The sequence below is a fragment of the Methylobacterium sp. CM6244 genome (genome assembly GCF_054817885.1).
This window is the reverse complement of record NZ_CM139247.1, coordinates 173,719-193,154: the sequence shown is the minus strand read 5'-3', so window position 1 is coordinate 193,154 and position 19,436 is coordinate 173,719. Positions and strand designations below refer to the sequence as shown.

General features: G+C 64.1%; 20 protein-coding genes. 11 read left to right on the top strand and 9 right to left on the bottom strand.

Annotated features, from left to right (window positions below; translation table 11 throughout):
• The first annotated feature begins 91 nt into the window (after window positions 1–91).
• Window positions 92–445 carry a helix-turn-helix domain-containing protein gene (locus tag ACYQML_RS00930; RefSeq protein WP_461234416.1) on the top strand — a complete coding sequence of 118 codons (354 nt, stop codon included), beginning with the start codon at window positions 92–94 and terminating at the stop codon, window positions 443–445.
• Between the two features lie 345 nt (window positions 446–790).
• Window positions 791–2,611, top strand: a complete 1,821-nt coding sequence (gene typA / locus ACYQML_RS00925; RefSeq protein WP_056434487.1) for a translational GTPase TypA — start codon at window positions 791–793, stop codon at window positions 2,609–2,611.
• A gap of 160 nt (window positions 2,612–2,771) precedes the next feature.
• Here the strand turns inward: typA and ACYQML_RS00920 are convergent, their stop codons facing one another.
• From ACYQML_RS00920 to ACYQML_RS00895, 6 genes are all read right to left on the bottom strand, one after another.
• Entirely contained in the window at window positions 2,772–4,424 is a 1,653-nt protein-coding gene (locus tag ACYQML_RS00920; RefSeq protein ID WP_056434485.1) for an acyl-CoA synthetase, read from the bottom strand.
• A gap of 150 nt (window positions 4,425–4,574) precedes the next feature.
• Window positions 4,575–4,754 (bottom strand): hypothetical protein, encoded by a 180-nt coding sequence (locus tag ACYQML_RS00915; protein ID WP_056434484.1) that lies wholly within the window; start codon window positions 4,752–4,754, stop codon window positions 4,575–4,577.
• A 25-nt stretch (window positions 4,755–4,779) separates the two neighbouring features.
• Window positions 4,780–5,031, bottom strand: coding sequence for a hypothetical protein (locus tag ACYQML_RS00910; protein WP_311276284.1), 252 nt, complete (start codon window positions 5,029–5,031; stop codon window positions 4,780–4,782).
• The gene (locus tag ACYQML_RS00905) at window positions 5,028–5,357 is read right to left on the bottom strand and encodes a hypothetical protein (protein ID WP_056434480.1); all 330 of its coding nucleotides are present in this window, start codon (window positions 5,355–5,357) and stop codon (window positions 5,028–5,030) included. The genes ACYQML_RS00910 and ACYQML_RS00905 overlap by 4 nt, the downstream gene beginning before the upstream one ends.
• A 148-nt stretch (window positions 5,358–5,505) precedes the next feature.
• Window positions 5,506–6,480 carry a cysteine synthase A gene (gene cysK / locus ACYQML_RS00900; protein ID WP_056434478.1) on the bottom strand — a complete coding sequence of 325 codons (975 nt, stop codon included), beginning with the start codon at window positions 6,478–6,480 and terminating at the stop codon, window positions 5,506–5,508.
• Between the two features lie 986 nt (window positions 6,481–7,466).
• The gene (locus ACYQML_RS00895) at window positions 7,467–7,961 is read right to left on the bottom strand and encodes an META domain-containing protein (RefSeq protein ID WP_056434721.1); all 495 of its coding nucleotides are present in this window, start codon (window positions 7,959–7,961) and stop codon (window positions 7,467–7,469) included.
• A 369-nt stretch (window positions 7,962–8,330) separates the two neighbouring features.
• Between ACYQML_RS00895 and ACYQML_RS00890 the strand changes: the two genes are divergently transcribed.
• A complete protein-coding gene (locus ACYQML_RS00890; protein ID WP_056434477.1) occupies window positions 8,331–8,603 on the top strand; it encodes a helix-turn-helix domain-containing protein in 273 nt (90 codons plus the stop codon).
• Between the two features lie 52 nt (window positions 8,604–8,655).
• Here ACYQML_RS00890 and ACYQML_RS00885 read toward each other — a convergent pair whose 3' ends face one another.
• Together ACYQML_RS00885 and ACYQML_RS00880 are read right to left on the bottom strand one after the other, a co-directional pair.
• Window positions 8,656–9,891 carry an NAD(P)/FAD-dependent oxidoreductase gene (locus ACYQML_RS00885; RefSeq protein WP_461234415.1) on the bottom strand — a complete coding sequence of 412 codons (1,236 nt, stop codon included), beginning with the start codon at window positions 9,889–9,891 and terminating at the stop codon, window positions 8,656–8,658.
• Window positions 9,888–10,844: a LysR family transcriptional regulator gene (locus ACYQML_RS00880; RefSeq protein ID WP_056434475.1), complete on the bottom strand. Its 957-nt coding sequence runs from the start codon at window positions 10,842–10,844 to the stop codon at window positions 9,888–9,890. The genes ACYQML_RS00885 and ACYQML_RS00880 overlap by 4 nt, the downstream gene beginning before the upstream one ends.
• A gap of 198 nt (window positions 10,845–11,042) precedes the next feature.
• Between ACYQML_RS00880 and ACYQML_RS00875 the strand changes: the two genes are divergently transcribed.
• The 6 genes from ACYQML_RS00875 (at window position 11,043) to ruvC (ending at window position 16,752) form a co-directional block, all read left to right on the top strand.
• A complete protein-coding gene (locus tag ACYQML_RS00875) occupies window positions 11,043–12,104 on the top strand; it encodes a class 1 fructose-bisphosphatase (RefSeq protein WP_207412228.1) in 1,062 nt (353 codons plus the stop codon).
• Window positions 12,105–12,138: 34 nt separating this feature from the next.
• Window positions 12,139–12,999, top strand: coding sequence for a phosphoribulokinase (locus tag ACYQML_RS00870; RefSeq protein ID WP_056434471.1), 861 nt, complete (start codon window positions 12,139–12,141; stop codon window positions 12,997–12,999).
• Between the two features lie 73 nt (window positions 13,000–13,072).
• The gene (gene rpe / locus ACYQML_RS00865; protein ID WP_461235633.1) at window positions 13,073–13,747 is read left to right on the top strand and encodes a ribulose-phosphate 3-epimerase; all 675 of its coding nucleotides are present in this window, start codon (window positions 13,073–13,075) and stop codon (window positions 13,745–13,747) included.
• A complete protein-coding gene (locus tag ACYQML_RS00860) occupies window positions 13,741–14,490 on the top strand; it encodes an HAD-IA family hydrolase (protein WP_461234414.1) in 750 nt (249 codons plus the stop codon). The genes rpe and ACYQML_RS00860 overlap by 7 nt, the downstream gene beginning before the upstream one ends.
• A 279-nt stretch (window positions 14,491–14,769) precedes the next feature.
• Entirely contained in the window at window positions 14,770–15,516 is a 747-nt protein-coding gene (locus ACYQML_RS00855) for a YebC/PmpR family DNA-binding transcriptional regulator (protein ID WP_207412230.1), read from the top strand.
• Window positions 15,517–16,185: 669 nt separating this feature from the next.
• Window positions 16,186–16,752: a crossover junction endodeoxyribonuclease RuvC gene (gene ruvC / locus ACYQML_RS00850; protein WP_461234413.1), complete on the top strand. Its 567-nt coding sequence runs from the start codon at window positions 16,186–16,188 to the stop codon at window positions 16,750–16,752.
• Between the two features lie 57 nt (window positions 16,753–16,809).
• Here ruvC and ACYQML_RS00845 read toward each other — a convergent pair whose 3' ends face one another.
• Window positions 16,810–17,427, bottom strand: a complete 618-nt coding sequence (locus tag ACYQML_RS00845; protein ID WP_056434460.1) for a YceI family protein — start codon at window positions 17,425–17,427, stop codon at window positions 16,810–16,812.
• 78 nt (window positions 17,428–17,505) lie between these two features.
• Between ACYQML_RS00845 and ruvA the strand changes: the two genes are divergently transcribed.
• Window positions 17,506–18,123: a Holliday junction branch migration protein RuvA gene (gene ruvA, locus ACYQML_RS00840; RefSeq protein ID WP_056434458.1), complete on the top strand. Its 618-nt coding sequence runs from the start codon at window positions 17,506–17,508 to the stop codon at window positions 18,121–18,123.
• Window positions 18,124–18,295: 172 nt separating this feature from the next.
• Window positions 18,296–19,285 carry a hypothetical protein gene (locus ACYQML_RS00835; RefSeq protein WP_461234412.1) on the top strand — a complete coding sequence of 330 codons (990 nt, stop codon included), beginning with the start codon at window positions 18,296–18,298 and terminating at the stop codon, window positions 19,283–19,285.
• Window positions 19,286–19,436: the final 151 nt, after the last annotated feature.

Here is a 19,436-nt window from a genome sequence, read left to right as displayed (position 1 = left end):
ACGGGAACCGGCTCGGACTGGTTGGCCTTAGTTCCATAGTTCGGAAATTTGGAACTAATGGAGCGAAGGTCAAGCCCCAAATGGATGAAATATGAGGCCGCTGTTTCACCCGGCGATTGAGGACGTCCAGCCACAGGCAATCCTGCACGCCTTGTCGGATCCCCGCCGGGCAGCGATCTTCGCCGCAATCGCAACGGCGGGCTGCGTTGAGGCCTGCTCGGCGCTGTCGGGTGTCGGAGACCGGACGATTCCGAAATCGTCGTTGTCCAGCCATTTCAAGGTACTGCGCGAAGCCGGCTTGATCCGGTGCGAGCGTCGCGGTGTCGAGATGCGAAACCATTCGCGCTGCGCGGAGGTGAACGCACGTTTCCCTGGCTTACTCGCCGCGATCATGGCCGCTTATGCGTCGGGTGGAGAGCCCGGCGCCCATGGGGCAGATGCGTAGGCGCTATCAGAATGCTCGCTTCGCCTCGATGATCCATGACGGAACGCTCCTTCGACCGCCGTCTCATTCCGATGCGATACGCCAATCCGCGCGATCGTGCGCCGACCCGGATTCACCCTATTCCCGTACGGATAAGTATCCGGTGGGATAGGTGCCGTTCGACGGGTTCCGGGCGATCTTGAGAGGCGGCGGCGCGAGATGAGAGGCAGACACGCAGTCACACCCCTTGCCGGAACGCTCTACACCTTATATTGCGACGCGATAGCTCGATCCCGTGACCCGGCGCTGCCGGCCGCATTCCTGCGGCCCGTCGCGTGACGGGCTCTACTCGCTTCCGGATACCTTATGAAGCTTCGCAACATCGCCATCATCGCCCACGTCGACCACGGCAAGACGACACTCGTCGACAAGCTGCTGTCCCAGTCGGGATCGTTCCGAGACAATCAGCGCGTCGAAGAGCGCGCGATGGACTCGAACGACCTCGAGAAGGAGCGTGGCATCACGATCCTGGCCAAGGCGACTTCGGTCGTCTGGAAGGATACCCGCGTCAACGTCGTCGACACCCCCGGCCACGCCGATTTCGGCGGTGAGGTGGAACGTATCCTCTCGATGGTGGACGGCGTGATCGTGCTCGTCGATGCCGCCGAGGGTCCTATGCCCCAGACCAAGTTCGTGGTCGGTAAGGCGCTCAAGATTGGCTTGAAGCCGATCGTGGCGATCAACAAGGTCGACCGTCCGGACGCTCGCATCACGGAAGTCGTCAACGAGGTGTTCGACCTCTTCGCCGCTCTCGATGCGACCGACGACCAGCTCGATTTCCCGATCCTCTACGGTTCGGGCCGCGCAGGCTGGATGGCGACGTCCCCCGATGGTTCTCAGGAAGACGGTCTGGCGCCGCTCTTCGACCTCGTGCTCACGCATGTACCTCAGGCCAAGGTCGAAGAGGGTCCGTTCCGGATGCTCGGCACCCTGCTCGAAGCCAATCCCTTCCTGGGTCGCATCATCACCGGCCGCATCGCGTCCGGCACTGTGAAGCCGAACCAGGCCATCAAGGTCATGGATCGTACGGGCAAGCTGGTTGAAACCGGCCGCGTCTCGAAGATCCTGGCCTTCCGCGGCCTGGAGCGCGCACCCATCGACATCGGCGAGGCGGGCGACATCGTCTCCATCGCCGGCCTCGTGAAGGGCACCGTGGCCGACACCTTCTGCGACCCGCAGGTCGAGACCCCGATCCAGGCCCAGCCGATCGATCCGCCCACCGTCACCATGTCCTTCATCGTCAACGATTCGCCCCTGGCAGGCACCGAAGGCGACAAGGTCACGAGCCGCATGATCCGCGACCGCCTGTTCAAGGAGGCCGAGGGCAATGTGACGCTCAAGATCGAGGAAGCGGCCGACAAGGATTCGTTCTTCGTCTCCGGCCGCGGCGAGTTGCAGCTTGCCATCCTGATCGAAACCATGCGCCGCGAAGGCTTCGAGATCGCCGTGTCGCGTCCTCGCGTGGTGCTCTCCAAGGACGAGAACGACAATGTCCTCGAGCCGGTCGAGGAGGTCGTGGTCGACGTGGACGAGGAATACTCGGGCGTCGTCGTGCAGAAGATGTCTGAGCGCAAGGCCGAGATGATCGAGATGCGGCCCTCGGGCGGTAGCCGCCTGCGCCTCGTCTTCCATGCGCCGACCCGTGGCCTCATCGGCTACCAGGGCGAGCTCATGACAGACACGCGCGGCACCGCGATCATGAACCGCTTGTTCAAGGCCTACGAGCCCTACAAGGGCGAGATGCCCGGCCGCCGCAACGGCGTGCTGATCTCGAACGACAAGGGCGAGGCCGTGGCTTACGCCATGTGGAACCTGGAAGATCGCGGCCCGATGATGATCGAGCCCGGCGCCAAGGTCTATCAGGGCATGATCATCGGCGAGCACAACCGCGAGAACGACCTCGAGGTGAACGTGCTCAAGGGCAAGAAGCTCACCAACATCCGTACCACTTCGAAGGACGAGGCCGTGCGCCTCACCCCTCCGATCCGCATGACCCTCGAGCGCTCGCTGGCCTGGATTCAGGACGACGAGCTGATGGAAGTCACGCCGAAGTCGATCCGCCTGCGTAAGACTTACCTCGATCCCAACGAGCGCAAGCGCTTCGAGCGTTCGGGCGGCGTCGCGTAAAACGCTACGCATTCGAAGAGAAACGAAAAGGCCGGGCATCGCCCGGCCTTTTCCGTTCATACTGCCAACAGGGCTCGCCTCGATGCCGTTTCGCCTTCCCCGATCGTGAGGTGGGAACATACGAGGACTCCAACATGAGAGGCTGGAGTGGATATAGGTTTCACTCTTCCTTCGCCCGCTCTCGCAAGAGGTACTTTTGCACCTTGCCGGTCGAGGTCTTGGGGAGCTCGCCAAAAACGATCTTGCGGGGCAGCTTGTAGCCAGCGAGACGTTCGCGACACCAGGCAATCAGAGCATCGGCTTCCACGGTCGCGCCAGCTTTGAGCTCCACGAAGGCCATCGGGGTCTCGCCCCATTTTTCGTCGGGTCGCGCCACTACAGCGGCGGCCGAGACGGCGGGGTGGCGGAACAGAGCATCCTCGACCTCAATGGAGGAAATGTTCTCGCCGCCTGAGATGATGATGTCCTTCGATCGGTCCTTGAGCTGGATGTAGCCGTCAGGATGCTTCACTCCGAGGTCGCCAGAGCGGAACCAGCCACCGGCGAAGGCAGCCTGAGTGGCGGAGGGGTTCTTGAGGTAGCCACGCATCACCACATTGCCGCGAAACATCGCCTCGCCCATGGTTTCACCATCGGAGGGTACGGATTCGCAGGTCTCCGGGTCTCGGATGTCGAAGCCTTCGAGCACAGGGTACCGCACGCCTTGTCGCGCCATCCTGGCCGCTTTCGCCTCGTCATCAAGAGCGTCCCAGTCGCGATGCCAAGCATTCACGACTGCGGGGCCGTACGTCTCGGTAAGGCCATAGAGGTGCGTGACGTCGAAGCCAGCCTTGCCCATGGCAGCGAGCACCGCCTGTGGCGGGGGCGCAGCCGCCGTGAGGAAGGCGACCCGGCGGGGGAGGGGGCGACGCTCGTCCTCGGACGCATTCAGAAGAAGCTGCATCACGACTGGCGCCCCGCACAGATGGGTGACACCGTGCTCCGCCAGTGCCGCGTAGAGTGTGCCCGCCCTGACCTGCCGGAGGCAGACATGGGTGCCAGCGACGACGGACAACGTCCACGGGAAGCACCAGCCATTGCAGTGGAACATGGGCAGCGTCCAGAGATAGACAGGGTGCTGCCCGAGCTGACCGGTTATGACGTTGCCGAGCGAGAGAAGGGCCGCACCGCGGTGGTGATAGACCACGCCTTTAGGGTCGCCCGTCGTGCCGGAGGTGTAGTTCAGCGAGATCGCATCCCACTCGTCCGCCGGCATGGCCCAGTCCTGTGCCGGATCCCCTTTTTCAAGAAACGCCTCGTAGCCAATCTGCCCGAGGATCGTGCCGTCCCCGGTATAGACCGGATCGTCGACATCAATGACCAGTGGGCTCACTCCCGCCCGTTCCAGGGCGGCACTAACGACGCGACTGAACTCACGATCCGCAATCAATACCTTGGCTTCGCCGTGGTCGAGACAGAAGGCGAGACCTGCAGGATCGAGGCGGGTGTTCAAGGTGTTGAGCACGGCGCCATTCATCGGTATCCCGTAATGACACTCGATCATTTCGGGCGTGTTGGCGAGCATGACGGCGACCGTGTCCCCGCGTCCGATACCGTGCGCCGTCAGTGCGGCAGCAAGTCGTCTGCTCCGTGCATACAGTTCGGCATAGGTTCGGCGCAGAGGGCCATGAATGACGGCGATATGTTCGGGAAAGACACGCGCCGAACGGTCCAGGTAGTTCAGCGGCGTCAGCGGCTGATAGTTCGCCGGATTCCGGTCGAGGTCCCGATCATAGATCGAAAGCTCAACCTGTGAGGCTGTAGTGGTCGCCATGGATGTATCTCCCTGTCGCGCATCGTATCAGGAGATCGACATCCGACAATCGACCGTTCGAAACGGCGGGCCGACTTGGATCGCCACACCGAACGAAACCTATAGCTCGCTCGTGCTATGCTGCGAAAAGCGGAAGGAAGACACCAACTCTCAACCCCCGCCCGGATCAGTCTCGTCGTCGGGTGTCGTGCCGCCCTTTGAACCTTTGCCGGGCGTGGGCCCCTCACCCGGCTTGCCGTCGGTCTTTTCATTGGGATCCATGACGGCGTCGGGGGCCGAATTGGCTGGCTTACCCGTATTCTTTGCGGTGTTGCTCTCGGTCTCGCTCATGACTGCCCACCTTCTCGAGTGATCTTCAATCCTGCCGGCGATCGGATTGCCCGTTAGACGAGCCGCCTACCGGCGCCGGGTTTCGACCCTTCTGACCGCCGGCCTCGTTCCAGTTCTGATTACGCTCGGCATCTGTGACGCCACCGGCCCCCTGATCGCGCGCTGCCTCCTGTTCGGGTGTTTGTCGGCCGCCCCCGACGGCGGGTGCACCCTGCGAGCCGACATCGTCGTCGGGCTTGCGCGTCGCTGCATCGGTGGGATTATCCTTCTCGCTCACGCGCCGTCCTCCGAATCTTTGCCGACCGGTGCGGTCGCGCGGTCGAGAGCCTCCGACACGGTGCTCGTCTGGGAAGCATCGCCAATATGGCGCAGGTTCTCTGGTGGCGTCTCGGCCTCGGTGGCCTCGGTGGCGTCCTGGCGCGGTGTGCCGGAAGCGATGCGCGCAGCTTCGGCTTGGCCTGACGGATCGCTCTTCAGGTCGTGCTGGGTCCGGGCGGGAGTACCGATGTCGCGGGCATCGTCCTGGCCGAGACCCTGTCCATTGCGATCGCTGTAAGCGTCGAAATCCTTCAGCGAGGGGCGCTCGCGTTGCTCGTTGCTCATGGTTTCCTCCAATGTTGGAGGTTCAACCTGTCGAACGCTCGTGAGGTTGCCTGACGCTTGGAGAGCTCACTCCCTTCGGGGGACGACGCGCAGAAAAAAGGCGCTCCCGTGAGGGAGCGCCGATGATCGGGATGGGTCCAAGAAGAGGTCAGATCCCTTCGAAGAGCGCGGACGAGATGTAACGTTCAGCGAAGGAGCACGCGACGGTAACAATGCGCTTGCCCTGGAATTCCGGACGTGCCGCCAGCTTCAGCGCTGCAGCGACGTTGCCGCCTGTGGAGATGCCACCGGGAATACCTTCCAGCTTGGCGAGGAGCCGCGCCGTGTCGAAAGCTTCCTGGTTCGATACGGTGATGACCTCATCGATGACCTCACGGTCGAGATTGCCCGGGATGAAGCCGGCGCCGATTCCCTGGATCTTGTGTGGACCAGGCTGACCGCCGGAGATCACCGGGGAATCCGTCGGCTCGACGGCGATGACCTTGAGGTTCGGCAGGCGAGGCTTGAGCACGGAGCCCACGCCCGTGATCGTTCCGCCCGTGCCGACACCGGCGACGAAGGCGTCGAGTTGGCCCTGCGTATCGTTCCAGATCTCCTCGGCTGTCGTCTTGCGATGGATCTCGGGATTCGCCGGGTTCGAGAATTGCTGCGGCATGATCGCGCCGGGGATTTCGTTGAGAAGCTCCTCGGCCTTGCTGATCGCTCCCTTCATGCCCTGCGGACCGGGCGTGAGGGCCAGTTCCGCGCCGAGGAAGGCCAGCATCTTGCGGCGCTCCAGGGACATGGTCTCGGGCATGACGAGAATCAGGCGGTAGCCGCGCGCCGCCGCCACGAAGGCCAGGGCGATTCCGGTATTTCCAGAGGTAGGCTCCACCAGCGTGCCGCCGGGCTTCAGCTGGCCGGAGGCTTCGAGGGCATCGATCATGTTGACGCCGATACGATCCTTAACGCTCGCGATCGGGTTGAAGAACTCGAGCTTCAGCAGGATTTCGGCATCGACGCCGCGCTCCTTGGTGATCCGGTTGAGCCGGACGAGGGGCGTGTTGCCGATCGTCTCCGTGATCGAGCCGTAGATATGGCCGTGGCCGGGTTTGCGGGACTGCGAGGGGCTGGTGTCGGCCATGACGAAATCTCCTGAGCGGCGTTTATGCGTTGTGCAGGCGTCGATCGACCTTGCACACGGTGCGCGCCGGGATATCGCGTCGTCCTAGGCGAAGCAATCGCTCATAGACTTAACGCAAAGACAAATCTTCTCTGTCGTCAAGTGCGAGTGTTGCCAGTAGACATTTTCATTTGCTTTATGCGTTGTCTGTGGGACATTGTTCTCCGGCGCCGCCTTCTATCCCGTCCCGTGAAGTATCTGCTCGGTCGCGCCCCAGCCAAGGTGGCGAAGAGGCGGCGCCTACGAAAATAGGATCATCGCGGAGAGCACGAGAAAAGTCGCACAAAGCGGTGCCGACAATGCGATCCGGAATGCGGCCGGATGCAGGCTCGGCGAGCAAGTGTAGATCATCTCTTCGGAGACGCCATGCCGGACGATACTGCCGGTCGCCCATTCAAGCCGCTTCACCATTTCGCGTCCCCTGCGCTCAGCCGTGATGGGCAGAAAGCGACAGGGGCATTCAACGAGGGGTAAAGCTGAAGCCGCGACCTTGGATCGTCGTCAATGCGATCTTAAAGAGAGGCTGACGATTGCGACGGAGTCGGTACTGGCCCCGGCCCGGCCCGGCCCGGCCCGGTCTCATTCTCTGCGACGGCTCTTCCAGACCCGAAGACTTCGGAGGTTTAGCCGAGATGCCAAACGACCCGCGCGCCCGGGCCCGTGCCTGTCTGCATGCCGATTCCCGAGAGCATGGGAGGCGCTTCGTCCGGGCGATCCAGTTGCACCGCCGGTGGTCGCAGGGCTCATGGCTCGGCTGTGCGGGGCAGCTGGCATCAGCAGTAGTCGCTGAAGCAGGTCGCAGACTGTCACGACACTGCCAGCCCCGGGGAAATCTCTCATGGCCCGCTCTACGGCCCGTTAGACGAGCCGTAAAAAGTGGGTGTCTTGCCGCCCCGCGTTTTCACGAGGGACGGTATGGTCGGCAATTGCCGGTCAAGCGCAGAGATTTAGAGCGCGCGGTCGAACTTCAGTTCGCCCTTCTGGCTCTTGATCACCAGCTGCGAGCCTACGAGGTCCCATTGGGCAGCGGTTCGCAGGGCGATGAAGAAATCCTGCTCGCTCGCTCCGGTACCCTTGTCGCAAGGCTTCTTCGTCAAGGCGAGGGGGCCGACCGCAAGATGCTGCTCGCGCAGGGGGAAGGCCGTGGCGGCGAAGGTGTTGCACCCGCCGTAGCCGCGTGCGCGATACTGCTTGTCGATGATGAAGCTCGGCCGGTCGGTGCCGTTGAACGGCTTGCCGTTCAGGCTCACGGCAGTCCAAGTCGCGTCGAGGGGAAACATCTTTTCCTGAGCCTTGGCGGCCGGAACATACTGTTTCTTCTCTGGCTTCTCGCGATTGTCCTTGCCGAAACCCGTGACGTTGGATCCCTGCGCCATTGCCTCCGTCATCGGCATCCCTGCCGTCGCGGCAAAAGCCATCACGGCGAACAGCATCGCTCTCATCGTCAGGCCCTCCTTCGTCATCATCAATCGAACTCGCGTCGTCGCGCGCCTCACCCCGGTTTCGAGGCGTGATCATTTGGACCGTGCGCCACACACCAGGGTCGGCGTCGGCCGATGCGTCGCGTGGACAGGGTGCAACCGCCCATCGGATAAGATTCCAGCACAAATATGGTCAAGACTGCGGGCGGCGAGATTTCATGATCATCCCCTCCTAAACGACGTTCCATGCTTGCTGTACGTGAACTATCCCGATGCCAGTCTCGTTAAGCCAGCTTAGAGGCTGCGGCAGGTGGAGCGCCGCCGAGGAAGGGGAGAGTTTTCGTGTCGGGACTGGACGAGAGCGGGCGTGGTGGATCAGGGCTGAATACGATGAGCCCTGCGCAATCGCGGGCCGCCCGCGGGATGCTGGGCTGGTCGGAAGCGGATCTTGCTGGCAGGGTCGGACTCGCAGAGCAGGATGTGAAGGATTTCGAGAGCGGAGCCAACGATCCTGCCTCGGGGCAGATCGAGGCGCTGAGAAGTGCTCTGATGAGCGCCGGCATCGTCTTTCACGAGGGGCGCGAGAACGGCGTCAGCCTACGCGCTAAGGGCGGAGACGAAGGTACGCGGCTCTCCTCGCTGACCACCGAAAACGATCACTGAAGTCCGCAAAGGAAACCTTTGGGGCTCCGGGAATCGGCACTGAGCGAATGCGTTACGCGCCGCCTCGTCCCATGGCGAGAGCCTTCAAATCGAACGTGGGATCGGCGGCCTCATCTGGCGTCGGTGAAAGGCCGCGCGCGATGATCCGGCGGGCGGCCATGTGCTCGGTCGCCGAATCCACCGTCTCGATTCCTGTCAGGTATGCATCGCGATAGCGGAACACCGCGAAGCCTCCGGCGGTCGGGCGCCGTACCGAAACATCGCCTGGCAATGGCAACCCAACCATTTGCAGTTTGTGTCCGCCCTGATCGCTCCAGAACCACGGGACGGCATCGTAGGGCGCCGGGCGTCCGGCGATGCGGGCGGCGACACAACGTGCCTGGTCGATCGCGTTTTGGACGGATTCTACGCGCGCTACGCCATGCGCGGCGAAACGTGTTGGAAACCTGGCGCAATCACCGATAGCCGAGATCGACGGATCGTCGGTGACGAGGACAGGATCGACGACGATGCCGTCTTCTACACGGAGCCCCGCCTCGGCTGCGAGCTCCTGGTTCGGAAGCACACCGATGCCGATCAGGACCAGATCCGCCGGGCACGCGGTGCCGTCGGACAGGCGGAGGGCCTCGACCCGACCGGTGCGGCCCTCGATGGCCTGGACGCCGCTGCCAAACAAGAAGCGGATACCGGCTTTCTCGTGAGTCTCTCGGAAGAAAGCGGCGACGGGTTCGGACACGGCCCGCGCCATGGGTCGGTCGGCGGCTTCGATGACGGTGACACAAAGACCACGCGCGGCGCAGATACTGGCGAATTCGAGCCCGATGAACCCCGCACCGACGATGGCAATGTTGCGCGCCTCGCCGATGGCCTCCTGGATTCGATCTGCATCCGTGATCGAGCGCAACTGGTAGACGCCCGTAAGTTCGGCTCCCGATACGGGAAGAGGCCGGTTCCGCGAACCTGTGGCGAGGACGAGATGATCGTAGGCAATCTCGCGTCCATCGCCGAGGCGGATTCGGCGCCCTCCACGGTCGATCGAGACCGCCATGGACGAGGTCTCGCAGTCGATGCGGTGCTCCACATAGAACTCGCGTGCACGCAGGAACAGGCCGGCGGCGTCCACCTTGCCAGCCAGATAGGCTTTCGAGAGCGGCGGTCGCTGATAGGGAAGGATCGGCTCGTCGCCAATCATCGTCACCGGTCCGTCGAAGCCCGACTCCCGAAGGGAGGCTGCCGCCTGCAAGCCGGCCTGACCGGCACCGATGATGACGATCCCGCTCTCGTTCACGCCTCGAACTCCGCGGTGACCGGGCTGACGGCTGGCGACAGCGCCAGACGCGGCAGTTTCCGTCCGCCTTCCTTCACCGTGAAATCCCAGAATGCCGCCGCCGCCGGACCCAGCACCTTGTCGGCGCGGCGGACCACGTACCAGTCGCGACGGATCGGCAATCCCTGCACGTCGAGCAGGATCATGCGACCGCTTTCAACCTCGGCCGCTACCGTGTGGGCGGAGATGAGTGCGATACCGAGTCCGGCCATCACCGCCTGCTTGATCGTCTCGTTCGATCCCGAATCGATTCCGAGCTTCGCGCGCTGAATCATAATGCCCGACATGAACTCCTCGAACACCGTGCGGGTGCCGGACCCTTCCTCGCGAACCAGGAAGGATTCCTCGGCCAGATCCGCCCGCGTAAGATTGGTGCGCGTGCTGAAGCGATGGTTTGGCGCAGCGATGATGACGAGCGGATGCGCGCCGAACATCTCGGCCTCGATCGCGAAATCGCGGGGCGGCCGGCCCATGATCGCGAAGTCGATCTCGTAGTTGCGCAGGGCCTCGACCATGGCGCCGCGATTGCCGACAACGAGGTTGATCTCCACCGCTGGAAAGCGCGCGACGAAGCCGGCGATGATCTGAGGCGTAAAGTACTTGGCCGTCGAGACCACCCCCATGGCGACCCGGCCGCCGCTCCCGCCCTTGAGGGTCTGGAGCTTGTCGGCGCAGGTCTCGAGCACGGTGTTGATACTGTCGATTGCCCAGAGCATTTCGCGCCCGGCATCCGTGGGTTTCAGGCCCGTCGGCGTGCGGTCGAACAGGAGCAGCCCCGCCTCCTCCTCGAGCTGGCGGATGCGCGCGTAAAGCGCCGCCGAGGTGACGTTGAGTTCCTGGGCCGCGCGGGTCATCGTTCCGAGGCGGGCGACCGCTGCGACGGCCTGGAGTTGCTTGAGCGAGAGGTTGCGCATTCGCCGTTTTTAGTTTTTTTGGAACTGCCCGCAAGTTTTTTCATAATTCCTTCTTTGCACGGGGATTGCCCGTCTGGCGCTCTGGTTGATGGCAGCGCTATCGTGCAAAGGGCGCTATCAGGCCGTGGAAGCTTGATGCCGGGTTGGGCGCTGAATGGCCGGGTTCTCCCGGCAGGTCGATGAAGAGGACGTGAGCCGATGTCGTTGGGGTCTCTGGAGATCGGGTCTCGTCTCGATGCATGCCTCGCTCAGGCCGTTGCGGCCAATCCGGCCCTGACCGATGTGGCGGCCGTGATCGCGGCCTGCGCCGAAGCGGCCGTGGATGTGAGCGAGGTCATCGGTCGCGGCGCCCTGGGCGGTGGCGATCTCGCTGCGCAAGGCGAGCAGAATAGCGACGGCGACGTTCAGAAGGCCCTCGACGTCCTCGCCCACGAGCGTTTCACCGAGGCTCTGCGCGGTGCGCCGGTGGCGGAGGTTGCCTCGGAGGAGGCGGAGGGGATCATGCTCCTGAACGCGGGCGCCCCCCTTGCCGTCGCGATCGATCCCCTGGACGGCTCTTCCAACATCGGCGTCAACATGGCGGTTGGGTCGATCTTCGGCATCCGTCCGGTCGCCGCCACCCCGGATAATCCGGCCGGTTCCTTCACGACACCCGGCACGGCACAGCTCGCCGCCGGCTTCGTCACCTACGGTCCGGCGACGTCCCTTGTCGTTACCCTGGGCTTCGGCACGCAAATCTACACCCTCGATCGGGCCGAGCGCGTATTCCGCCTTACCAGCCCGCGGATCGAAGTCGTGGCGACAGCCAAGGAATACGCAATCAACGCCTCGAATGCCCGTCATTGGGACACGCCGGTCAAGGCCTATATCGAGGATTGTCTGGCCGGCGCTGACGGCCCCCTCGACAAGAACTTCAACATGCGCTGGCTCGGCTCGCTGGTAGCGGACGCCCAGAGGGTTCTCATCCGCGGCGGAGTGTTCCTGTATCCCGGCGACAACCGGAAAGGCTATGCCCAGGGTCGTCTGCGCCTCCTCTATGAGGCAGCTCCCATCGCGATGCTGATGGAACAGGCCGGAGCCGCCGCCACGGACGGTGCCAACCGCATCCTCGACATCAGCGCCACCGGCATTCACGAGCGCGTTCCCTTGGTCTTCGGATCGACCGAGGAAGTCGCCTGCGTCGCGAAGTACTACGGCGGCCGCAATCCCGCTGCCGGCCGTTCACCCCTGTTCGGCCAGCGCGGCCTGATGCGCGGCTGACAGGGCAGAGACTGGAACCGGTCGGGCATCGTTCATGTCGGCGCGTCACCCCATCATCTCGGTGACCGGCTCGTCCGGGGCCGGCACGACGTCCGTACGCAACACGTTCGAGCAGATCTTCCGCCGCGAGGATGTCAGTGCCGTCTATATCGAGGGCGACGCTTTCCACGCCCTCGATCGCAATGCCATGCGCAAGGCGATGGCGGAGGAGCCGACGCTCAGCCATTTCGCGCCACGCGCCAATCTTCTCCCCGAGCTGGAGGAGGTGTTCCGCACCTATGGCGAATCAGGCATCGGGCGGACGCGTCATTACGTCCACGACGCCGCCGACGCTCAGGCGTATGGGGCAGAGCCCGGCACGTTCACCCCCTGGGAGGATTTTCAGCCTGGTTCGGATCTGCTGTTCTACGAGGGACTGCACGGTTGCGTGGTCGACGACAATGTCGACATGGCCCGCTACGCCGATCTCAAAATCGGTGTAGTGCCGGTGATCAACCTCGAATGGATTCAGAAGCTGCACCGGGACCGCTCGTTCCGCGGTTATTCCACCGAGGCGGTGACCGACGTCATCCTGCGGCGCATGCCCGATTACGTGCAGACGATCTGCCCGCAATTCACCTGGACGGACATCAACTTCCAGCGCGTGCCCACGGTCGACACGTCGAACCCGTTCATCGCCCGCTGGATCCCCACCGCCGACGAATCGATGGTGGTGATCCGCTTCAAGGACCCGAAGGGCATCGATTTTTCCTACCTGATCTCGATGATCCAGGGCTCCTTCATGAGCCGCGCCAATTCCATTGTGATCCCGGGCGGCAAGCTCGATATCGCCATGCAACTCATCCTCACGCCGATCATCATGCAATTGGTGGAGCGCAAGCGCCGGCTTGCCTGAGACCGCCGAACGTCCGGGCTCATGCTCTTGCCGGACCGACAGAGTGAACGAGATAGTCCGAATGACGACCCGCATGACCGGCCCCATCATCTCCCCGTCGATCCTCTCGGCTGACTTCGCCGCCCTTGGCGAGGAGGTTCGCGCGGTGTCCGAGGCGGGGGCGGACTGGATTCATCTCGACGTGATGGACGGGCATTTCGTGCCTAACATCACCTTCGGGCCCGATGTGGTGAAAGCGCTCCGACCCCATAGCGACAAGGTGTTCGACGTTCATCTGATGATCGCGCCGGCCGACCCGTATCTCGCGGCGTTCGCTGAGGCGGGAGCGGATGCGATTTCGGTCCATGTGGAGGCCGGCCCGCACATTCACCGCTCGCTCCAGACTATCCTGAACCTCGGAAAGCGCGCCGGAATCGCGCTGAATCCGGGCACCCCTGCGAGCGCCATCGAACCCTTGATCGACATGGTCGACCTCGTCCTGGTGATGACGGTGAATCCCGGCTTCGGAGGGCAGAGTTTCATCCCCTCGACGCTGGAGACCATCGCCCGGATCAAGGCGATGAGCGCCGGACGCGACATCGATATCGAGGTGGATGGCGGCATCACGCCCGAGAATGTGGGCCTCGCCGCTGCCGCCGGAGCCAACGCGTTCGTGGCCGGCAGCGCCGTATTCAAGGGCGGGCCCGCCGGCTATGCCGGGCGCATCGCCGCCATCCGGGCGGGCGCCAGCGGCACCGTCGCATGCTGAAGGCGCTGATCTTCGACGTCGACGGGACACTCGCCGAGACCGAGGACCTGCACCGACAGGCATTCAACCGGGCCTTCGCCGAACTGGGGCTCGACTGGAACTGGTCGCCGGAGGCCTATGCCGACCTTCTCACCGTCATGGGCGGGAAGGAGAGGCTCGCGCATTACGTGCGGACCGAGCATGGCGAGCCGGATGCGCAGCGTCGCGTCCAGATGAGCGAGATCCACGACCGCAAGACCAGGATCTATGGCGATCTCGTCACGCAGGGGGCGCTCGCCCTGCGCCCTGGCATTGCGCGCCTGGTCGAGGAGGCGAAACGCGCGGGCCTACGTCTCGCGGTGGCCAGCACCACGAGCAGGCCCAATATCGATACCTTGATCGCCGTGAATTTCCCCGAGGGCAATCCGTTCGACGCCATCGCCTGCGGCGACGAGGCCGAGCGCAAGAAACCCCATCCAGACGTGTTCGTGCTCGCCCTGAAGCGCCTCGGGGTCGAACCGGGCGAGGCCATCGCCTTTGAGGATTCCGCCCCCGGCATCCGCTCTGCCCTGAATGCCGGCCTGCCGGTCATCGCCACGCGCAGCCTCTATACCGGTGGTCACAGCCTGGAGGGCGCGTTCTCGGCCGTCTCCGATCTCGGCGAGAGGGAGGCGCCGCATAGCCATCTCGCCGGATCGGCATGGCCCGGCGACGTCGTCACTCTCGCGGCGTTGAAGGACTGGCACGCCCGGCACGCGGGGTGACCCCTTTCGCGGGCCGCGGAAACAAAGTCGAGCCCGCGACGATGCCGAGGCAGGCGGTAAAGGCGAGGCGCCACCAGGGCCGCACCGCGCCGCCGTTTCCTTCGTCTGCCATCGCTTCTGTCCCCGTTGCGAGGAGAGAAACTCCCCTGCCGCATCAACGCCGGGGGCCTCACCGCGTTGCCTCGATGAGCGGACCCGGCCTATAACCCGGCCCAACCCCGCTGCGGTGACGCGCGCGCGCACTTCCGCTCCACCTCCGACACGACCCAAGGTCACGCTATGGCCGGCCATTCCCAGTTCAAGAACATCATGCACCGCAAGGGCCGCGTCGATGCGGTCCGTTCCAAGATCTTCGGCAAGCTCGCCCGCGAGATCACGGTTGCGGCCAAGCTCGGCATGCCCGACCCGGCGATGAATGCGCGCCTTCGCGCCGCCATCATCGCGGCACGGGCCGAGAACGTGCCCAAGGACAATATCGAGCGCGCCATCAAGAAGGCCTCGGGCGCCGACGCCGAAAGCTACGACGAGATCCGCTATGAGGGCTACGGCCCGGGCGGCGCTGCCCTCATCGTCGAGGCGCAGACCGACAACCGCAACCGTACCGCCTCCGACGTGCGCTCGGCCTTCACAAAGTCCGGCGGCAGCTTGGCCGAGACCGGCGCTGTCTCCTTCATGTTTGACCATGTCGGCGTGGTGGAGTTCGATGCCAAGGTGGCGGATGCCGACACGATGCTCGAGGCTGCCATCGAGGCAGGCGCCGACGACGTGCGCTCCTCCGAGGACGGCCACGAGATCACCTGCGCCCAGGATTCCTACGGCGAGGTCTCCAAGGCACTGGAGGCCCGCTTCGGCGAGCCGCGCCGCACGGCCCTGATCTGGAAGGCCCAGAACACGATCGAGGTCGACGACGAGACCGGCGAGAAGCTGATCCGCCTCGTCGAAGTCATCGAAGACCAGGACGACGTCCAGAACGTCTACGTCAATTTCGCTCTCTCCGACGCTCTGGTCGCCAAGCTCGAAGGGTGAGCGGCCCGGAGCCACAAGCGATCATTCCAGATCCGATAGTCCCCTTCATGATGGCGGATCCGGGATTCACTCTGGTGCCGCGCGTGCTCGGCTGATCCGGCATCCGCTTCGTTCGAGCGGAGCCAGGATCAGGCTGCTTTTACGGTGTCGAGGAAGCGGTTGACCAACGCCAGCGCGTCAGCGTCCCGAGTCCCGCCATAACGGTTGCCGCCAGGATCAGCCCTGTCGGAACGTTCCCGCTGAACTGAGCTCCGAGCCCGGCGATCGGCAGGATTAGCCAGAGGCAGATGCTCAGGAATCAGTCGGAGCTCCGCCGGCAAGTTTCGATATCCGCATTGGAATTCTGATTTTTCGGATACGTCGGGCTTATGGAACGGGAGCTTACGCGCGCGTCGCCGGTATCCGCGACGAGCTACGCGCTGGAGACGTAGAGACGGGCGACGAGATCCGGTGGGACGGCGGTGACCACGACGCTGTGGGTCCGTCCCCCCATGGATAGGATCGTTTCCCGCCAGCTCAGGCGACGAGGGCGGCAATGTCTTGCCCATGCCATCGCCCATGCCTTGGCACAAGACTTCGTTCACGATATGTCCTTAACGCTCAGATCGGCGCGGCGCTCGCGCCCGGACCTGTCCAACCCATGATTTTGTCACCTCTGGTTTTGAGCGCATGACCGGCTCCGTCCGCATCCTCGGCATCGATCCCGGCCTGCGCCGGACCGGCTGGGGTCTCATCTCCGTCGTCGGGACGAAACTGACCTATATCGATTGCGGCGTGGTGACCTCGGATGGAGACCTGCCCCTCGCCCTGCGCCTGCGGGAGTTGCACGAGGGCATCACCCGCGTGGTGTCGGGGTTCTCGCCCGACGAAGTCGCCGTGGAGGAGACTTTCGTCAACAAGGACGCGCAGGCGACGCTGAAGCTCGGCCACGCTCGCGCCATCGCCCTGCTGGTGCCGGCTCTGGCTGGTCTGCCGGTCTCGGAATACGCCGCCAACCTGGTGAAGAAGACCGTCTGTGGCTCGGGCCATGCCGAGAAGGTGCAGATCCAGGCGATGGTGAAGTTTCTGATGCCCAAGGCCGAGTTCAAGACGGCGGATGCCGCCGATGCCCTCGCCATCGCCGTCACCCATGCCAATCATCGCGGTGCGCATGCGCTGAAGAAGCTCCACGCTCCCGTCGCCGGGGTGAGCGGGCTTGCCGCCGCACGGATCGCGGCGGCTCTGGCGAAGAGGTGAGCATGTCCTCTCCCGGCGCTGGGCGCGGGGAGAGGGGACTTTACGTCCTGGGCGGGTTTACTGGGCCTTGAACTCGCCCTCCAGGCGCAGGCTCACCTCGTCGCTCACTGCCGGCACGAAGGCCGAGACACCGAAATCCGAACGCTTGATCACGGCCCAGCCATCGAAGCCCACGGTGTAGCGCTTGTCGACGGGGTTGGTGCCGGCTTGGTTGAACGTGGCGTCGAAGGAGACGGGTTTCGTCACACCCTTCAGGGTGAGGGTGCCGGTGATCCGCGCCGTGGTCGGGCTGGTGGGCTCCACCAGGGTCGCCGTGTAGGTGGCGGTGGGGAACTTGGCCGTGTCGAAGAACTCGGGGGCCTGGAGATGCTTGTTCAAGGCATCGTTGAGGCCGTTGATGCTGGCCATGCCGATGGTGACGCTGAGCTGGCTCTTTGCCGGCTCCTTCGGATCCAGAACGGCCTTGGCCGCCACATCGGTGATCTGCCCATAATAGGTCGAGTAGCCGAGATGGATCACCGACCAGGTGATCTTGCCGTGTGCCGGATCGAGCACGTAGGTGCCGGGCTTGACCTGGGTCGGGTCGCGCGACGGACCGGCTTCGGGTGGCGTCTCCTGCGCGTAGGCGCAGGGCGAGGCCAGAAGCAGGAGGGCGAGGAGGCGCGTGCGCATCATGCGGTCACTTTCTCTATGGCTGGTCGGACAGGAGGGCCGGTCCCTGATAAGACCCTGTCTCTGATGACGAGATGATGCATGATCGGCAAGCTGAAGGGTGTGGTGGATTCCTACGGAGAGGATTTCGTGATCCTCGACGTGCAGGGGGTCGGCTACGTGGTGCATTGTTCCGCCCGGACCTTGCAGCGGATGCCGGGCGCGGGCGAGGCCGCTTCCCTCGCCATCGAGACCCATGTCCGCGAGGACATGATCCGGCTCTATGGTTTCCGCTCCGATGCCGAGCGCGAATGGTTTCGCCTGCTTCAGACCGTTCAGGGGGTCGGCTCCAAGGTGGCCCTCGGCCTGCTCTCCGTGCTGGAGCCGGAGGCCCTCGCCACCGCCATCGCCATGGGCGACAAGACCGCCATCGCCCGCGCCCCCGGGGTCGGGCCACGCCTCGCCGCCCGGCTCACCGCCGAATTGAAGGACAAGGCCCCCGCCTTCGCGCCGATCGACCCCGCCGTCCTGGCCCTCTCCGGAGCGGTGGAGGATCGAACCGCGCCTCAGCCCGCCGCCGATGCCATCTCGGCCCTGGTCAATCTCGGTTACGCCCCGGTCCAGGCCTCCGCCGCCATCGCCGCCGCGATGAAGGGAGCCGGTGAGGGCGCCGAAGCCAAGACCCTTATCCGCCTTGGCCTGCGCGAACTCGCCCGGTGAATCGGATGGTCCAAGGCGCAAATCCGCGTCCGGCCCGACGCCTGTTTTAACGGTTTATGCTACATAGTTGCCCATCGTCCCACGGGAGAACCAGCTTTCGTCCTTCCGGTAAACTGTCTAATCCGCTATCGACCGGAGCCCCGACTGGGCGGACCGCGCTCCGGGATTGAATATGACGGGCTTCTGGACATTCCTGGCGACCGCGCTGGTCTCCTGCGCGGCAGTGGCACCGGCGCTGGCCGCCGATCCGGCCGGCGTGCAGCCACCCGTTCCGGATGCGCCTTCGCCGTTCTTTCTCTTTACCGATACCCAGGTGAGCTACCATTACCAGTTCCCCGCCGCCGAGCCGGGTATACGGGTGCGGGACGCCGACGGGTCGTTCCGCTCGCGCGGTATCCCCAAACAAATCTTCAATGTCGCGCATGCCAATGCCTGGGCCTACGGCACCAATCTGTTCTCGCTCGACATCCTGAAATCCGGAGCGCAGGAGCGAGCCGGTACCACCAACGCGCCTGGCGGGTTCCTGCTTCGCGATGAGGGTGCGACGGAAGTCTACGGCCTCTACCGCGGCACACTCAGCCTCAACGCGCTCACCGGGACCAAGGCGTTCGTGGTGCCCGGCCTCGTCAAGGATATCTCCCTGTCCTACGGGTTCGACGCCAACACGAAGGATACCGCCTTCGGCCCCCGCAAGCGCAATGTCGTCGGCGGTCTTAACCTTTCCTTCGACGTGCCGGCCGGTTTTCTCAACGCCTCGGTCCATGCCTACAAGGAGTGGAACCGCAACGGCTTCAATCCCTATCCGAACCGGGACATCAGCTACGATACCGTCCCCGAGATCGAGATCGCCTATAGCTTCCCGTTGGCCTTCACCGGCCTGCCGCTCAGCGTCACCGGCATCAACAACATTGTCCTGCCCAAGGGGCGCGGTGTCCGTAATCCAGCGATCTTCGCCTTCAATCGAGAGACGGGGCTCGAATTCGTCTCCCGCACCAATCTGGTGCTCGACCTCGGCAAGCTCGTCTACGACCAGCCCAACCGCGTCGATGTGTTCATCGGCTTCCAGTACTGGCTGAACAAGTTCGGCAATCTCGAAACGGCGACCCTGAAGGGTACGGAAGAGAAGAGCTTCCTCGCTGGCGTCGCGTTCCACGTCTTCTGAGCGGGTTCGTCCCCGCCAGGATATCGCTGCCGCGAGGACGGTCGCAGTACCGATGGCCACGGCTGTGTGACCTGCCCGACTTCGACCCGAGAGACTGCGCCCCAGAGACGGCGTTGCACGCCCACGGGGCTGGCTCCAGTCGTCGCAGGCA

Excerpts from the sequence above, each read along its gene's own strand:
- rpe (WP_461235633.1), top strand. The coding sequence starts at position 13,073 with ATGACCGGCCCCATCATCTCCCCGTCGATCCTCTCGGCTGACTTCGCC.
- ACYQML_RS00875 (WP_207412228.1), top strand. The coding sequence starts at position 11,043 with ATGTCGTTGGGGTCTCTGGAGATCGGGTCTCGTCTCGATGCATGCCTC.
- ACYQML_RS00835 (WP_461234412.1), top strand. The coding sequence starts at position 18,296 with ATGACGGGCTTCTGGACATTCCTGGCGACCGCGCTGGTCTCCTGCGCG.
- ACYQML_RS00880 (WP_056434475.1), bottom strand. The coding sequence starts at position 10,844 with ATGCGCAACCTCTCGCTCAAGCAACTCCAGGCCGTCGCAGCGGTCGCC.
- ACYQML_RS00860 (WP_461234414.1), top strand. The coding sequence starts at position 13,741 with ATGCTGAAGGCGCTGATCTTCGACGTCGACGGGACACTCGCCGAGACC.
- ACYQML_RS00855 (WP_207412230.1), top strand. The coding sequence starts at position 14,770 with ATGGCCGGCCATTCCCAGTTCAAGAACATCATGCACCGCAAGGGCCGC.
- ACYQML_RS00870 (WP_056434471.1), top strand. The coding sequence starts at position 12,139 with ATGTCGGCGCGTCACCCCATCATCTCGGTGACCGGCTCGTCCGGGGCC.
- ruvA (WP_056434458.1), top strand. The coding sequence starts at position 17,506 with ATGATCGGCAAGCTGAAGGGTGTGGTGGATTCCTACGGAGAGGATTTC.
- ACYQML_RS00920 (WP_056434485.1), bottom strand. The coding sequence starts at position 4,424 with ATGGCGACCACTACAGCCTCACAGGTTGAGCTTTCGATCTATGATCGG.
- ACYQML_RS00915 (WP_056434484.1), bottom strand. The coding sequence starts at position 4,754 with ATGAGCGAGACCGAGAGCAACACCGCAAAGAATACGGGTAAGCCAGCC.
- typA (WP_056434487.1), top strand. The coding sequence starts at position 791 with ATGAAGCTTCGCAACATCGCCATCATCGCCCACGTCGACCACGGCAAG.
- ACYQML_RS00845 (WP_056434460.1), bottom strand. The coding sequence starts at position 17,427 with ATGATGCGCACGCGCCTCCTCGCCCTCCTGCTTCTGGCCTCGCCCTGC.
- ACYQML_RS00890 (WP_056434477.1), top strand. The coding sequence starts at position 8,331 with ATGAGCCCTGCGCAATCGCGGGCCGCCCGCGGGATGCTGGGCTGGTCG.
- ruvC (WP_461234413.1), top strand. The coding sequence starts at position 16,186 with ATGACCGGCTCCGTCCGCATCCTCGGCATCGATCCCGGCCTGCGCCGG.
- ACYQML_RS00930 (WP_461234416.1), top strand. The coding sequence starts at position 92 with ATGAGGCCGCTGTTTCACCCGGCGATTGAGGACGTCCAGCCACAGGCA.
- ACYQML_RS00895 (WP_056434721.1), bottom strand. The coding sequence starts at position 7,961 with ATGAGAGCGATGCTGTTCGCCGTGATGGCTTTTGCCGCGACGGCAGGG.
- cysK (WP_056434478.1), bottom strand. The coding sequence starts at position 6,480 with ATGGCCGACACCAGCCCCTCGCAGTCCCGCAAACCCGGCCACGGCCAT.
- ACYQML_RS00905 (WP_056434480.1), bottom strand. The coding sequence starts at position 5,357 with ATGAGCAACGAGCAACGCGAGCGCCCCTCGCTGAAGGATTTCGACGCT.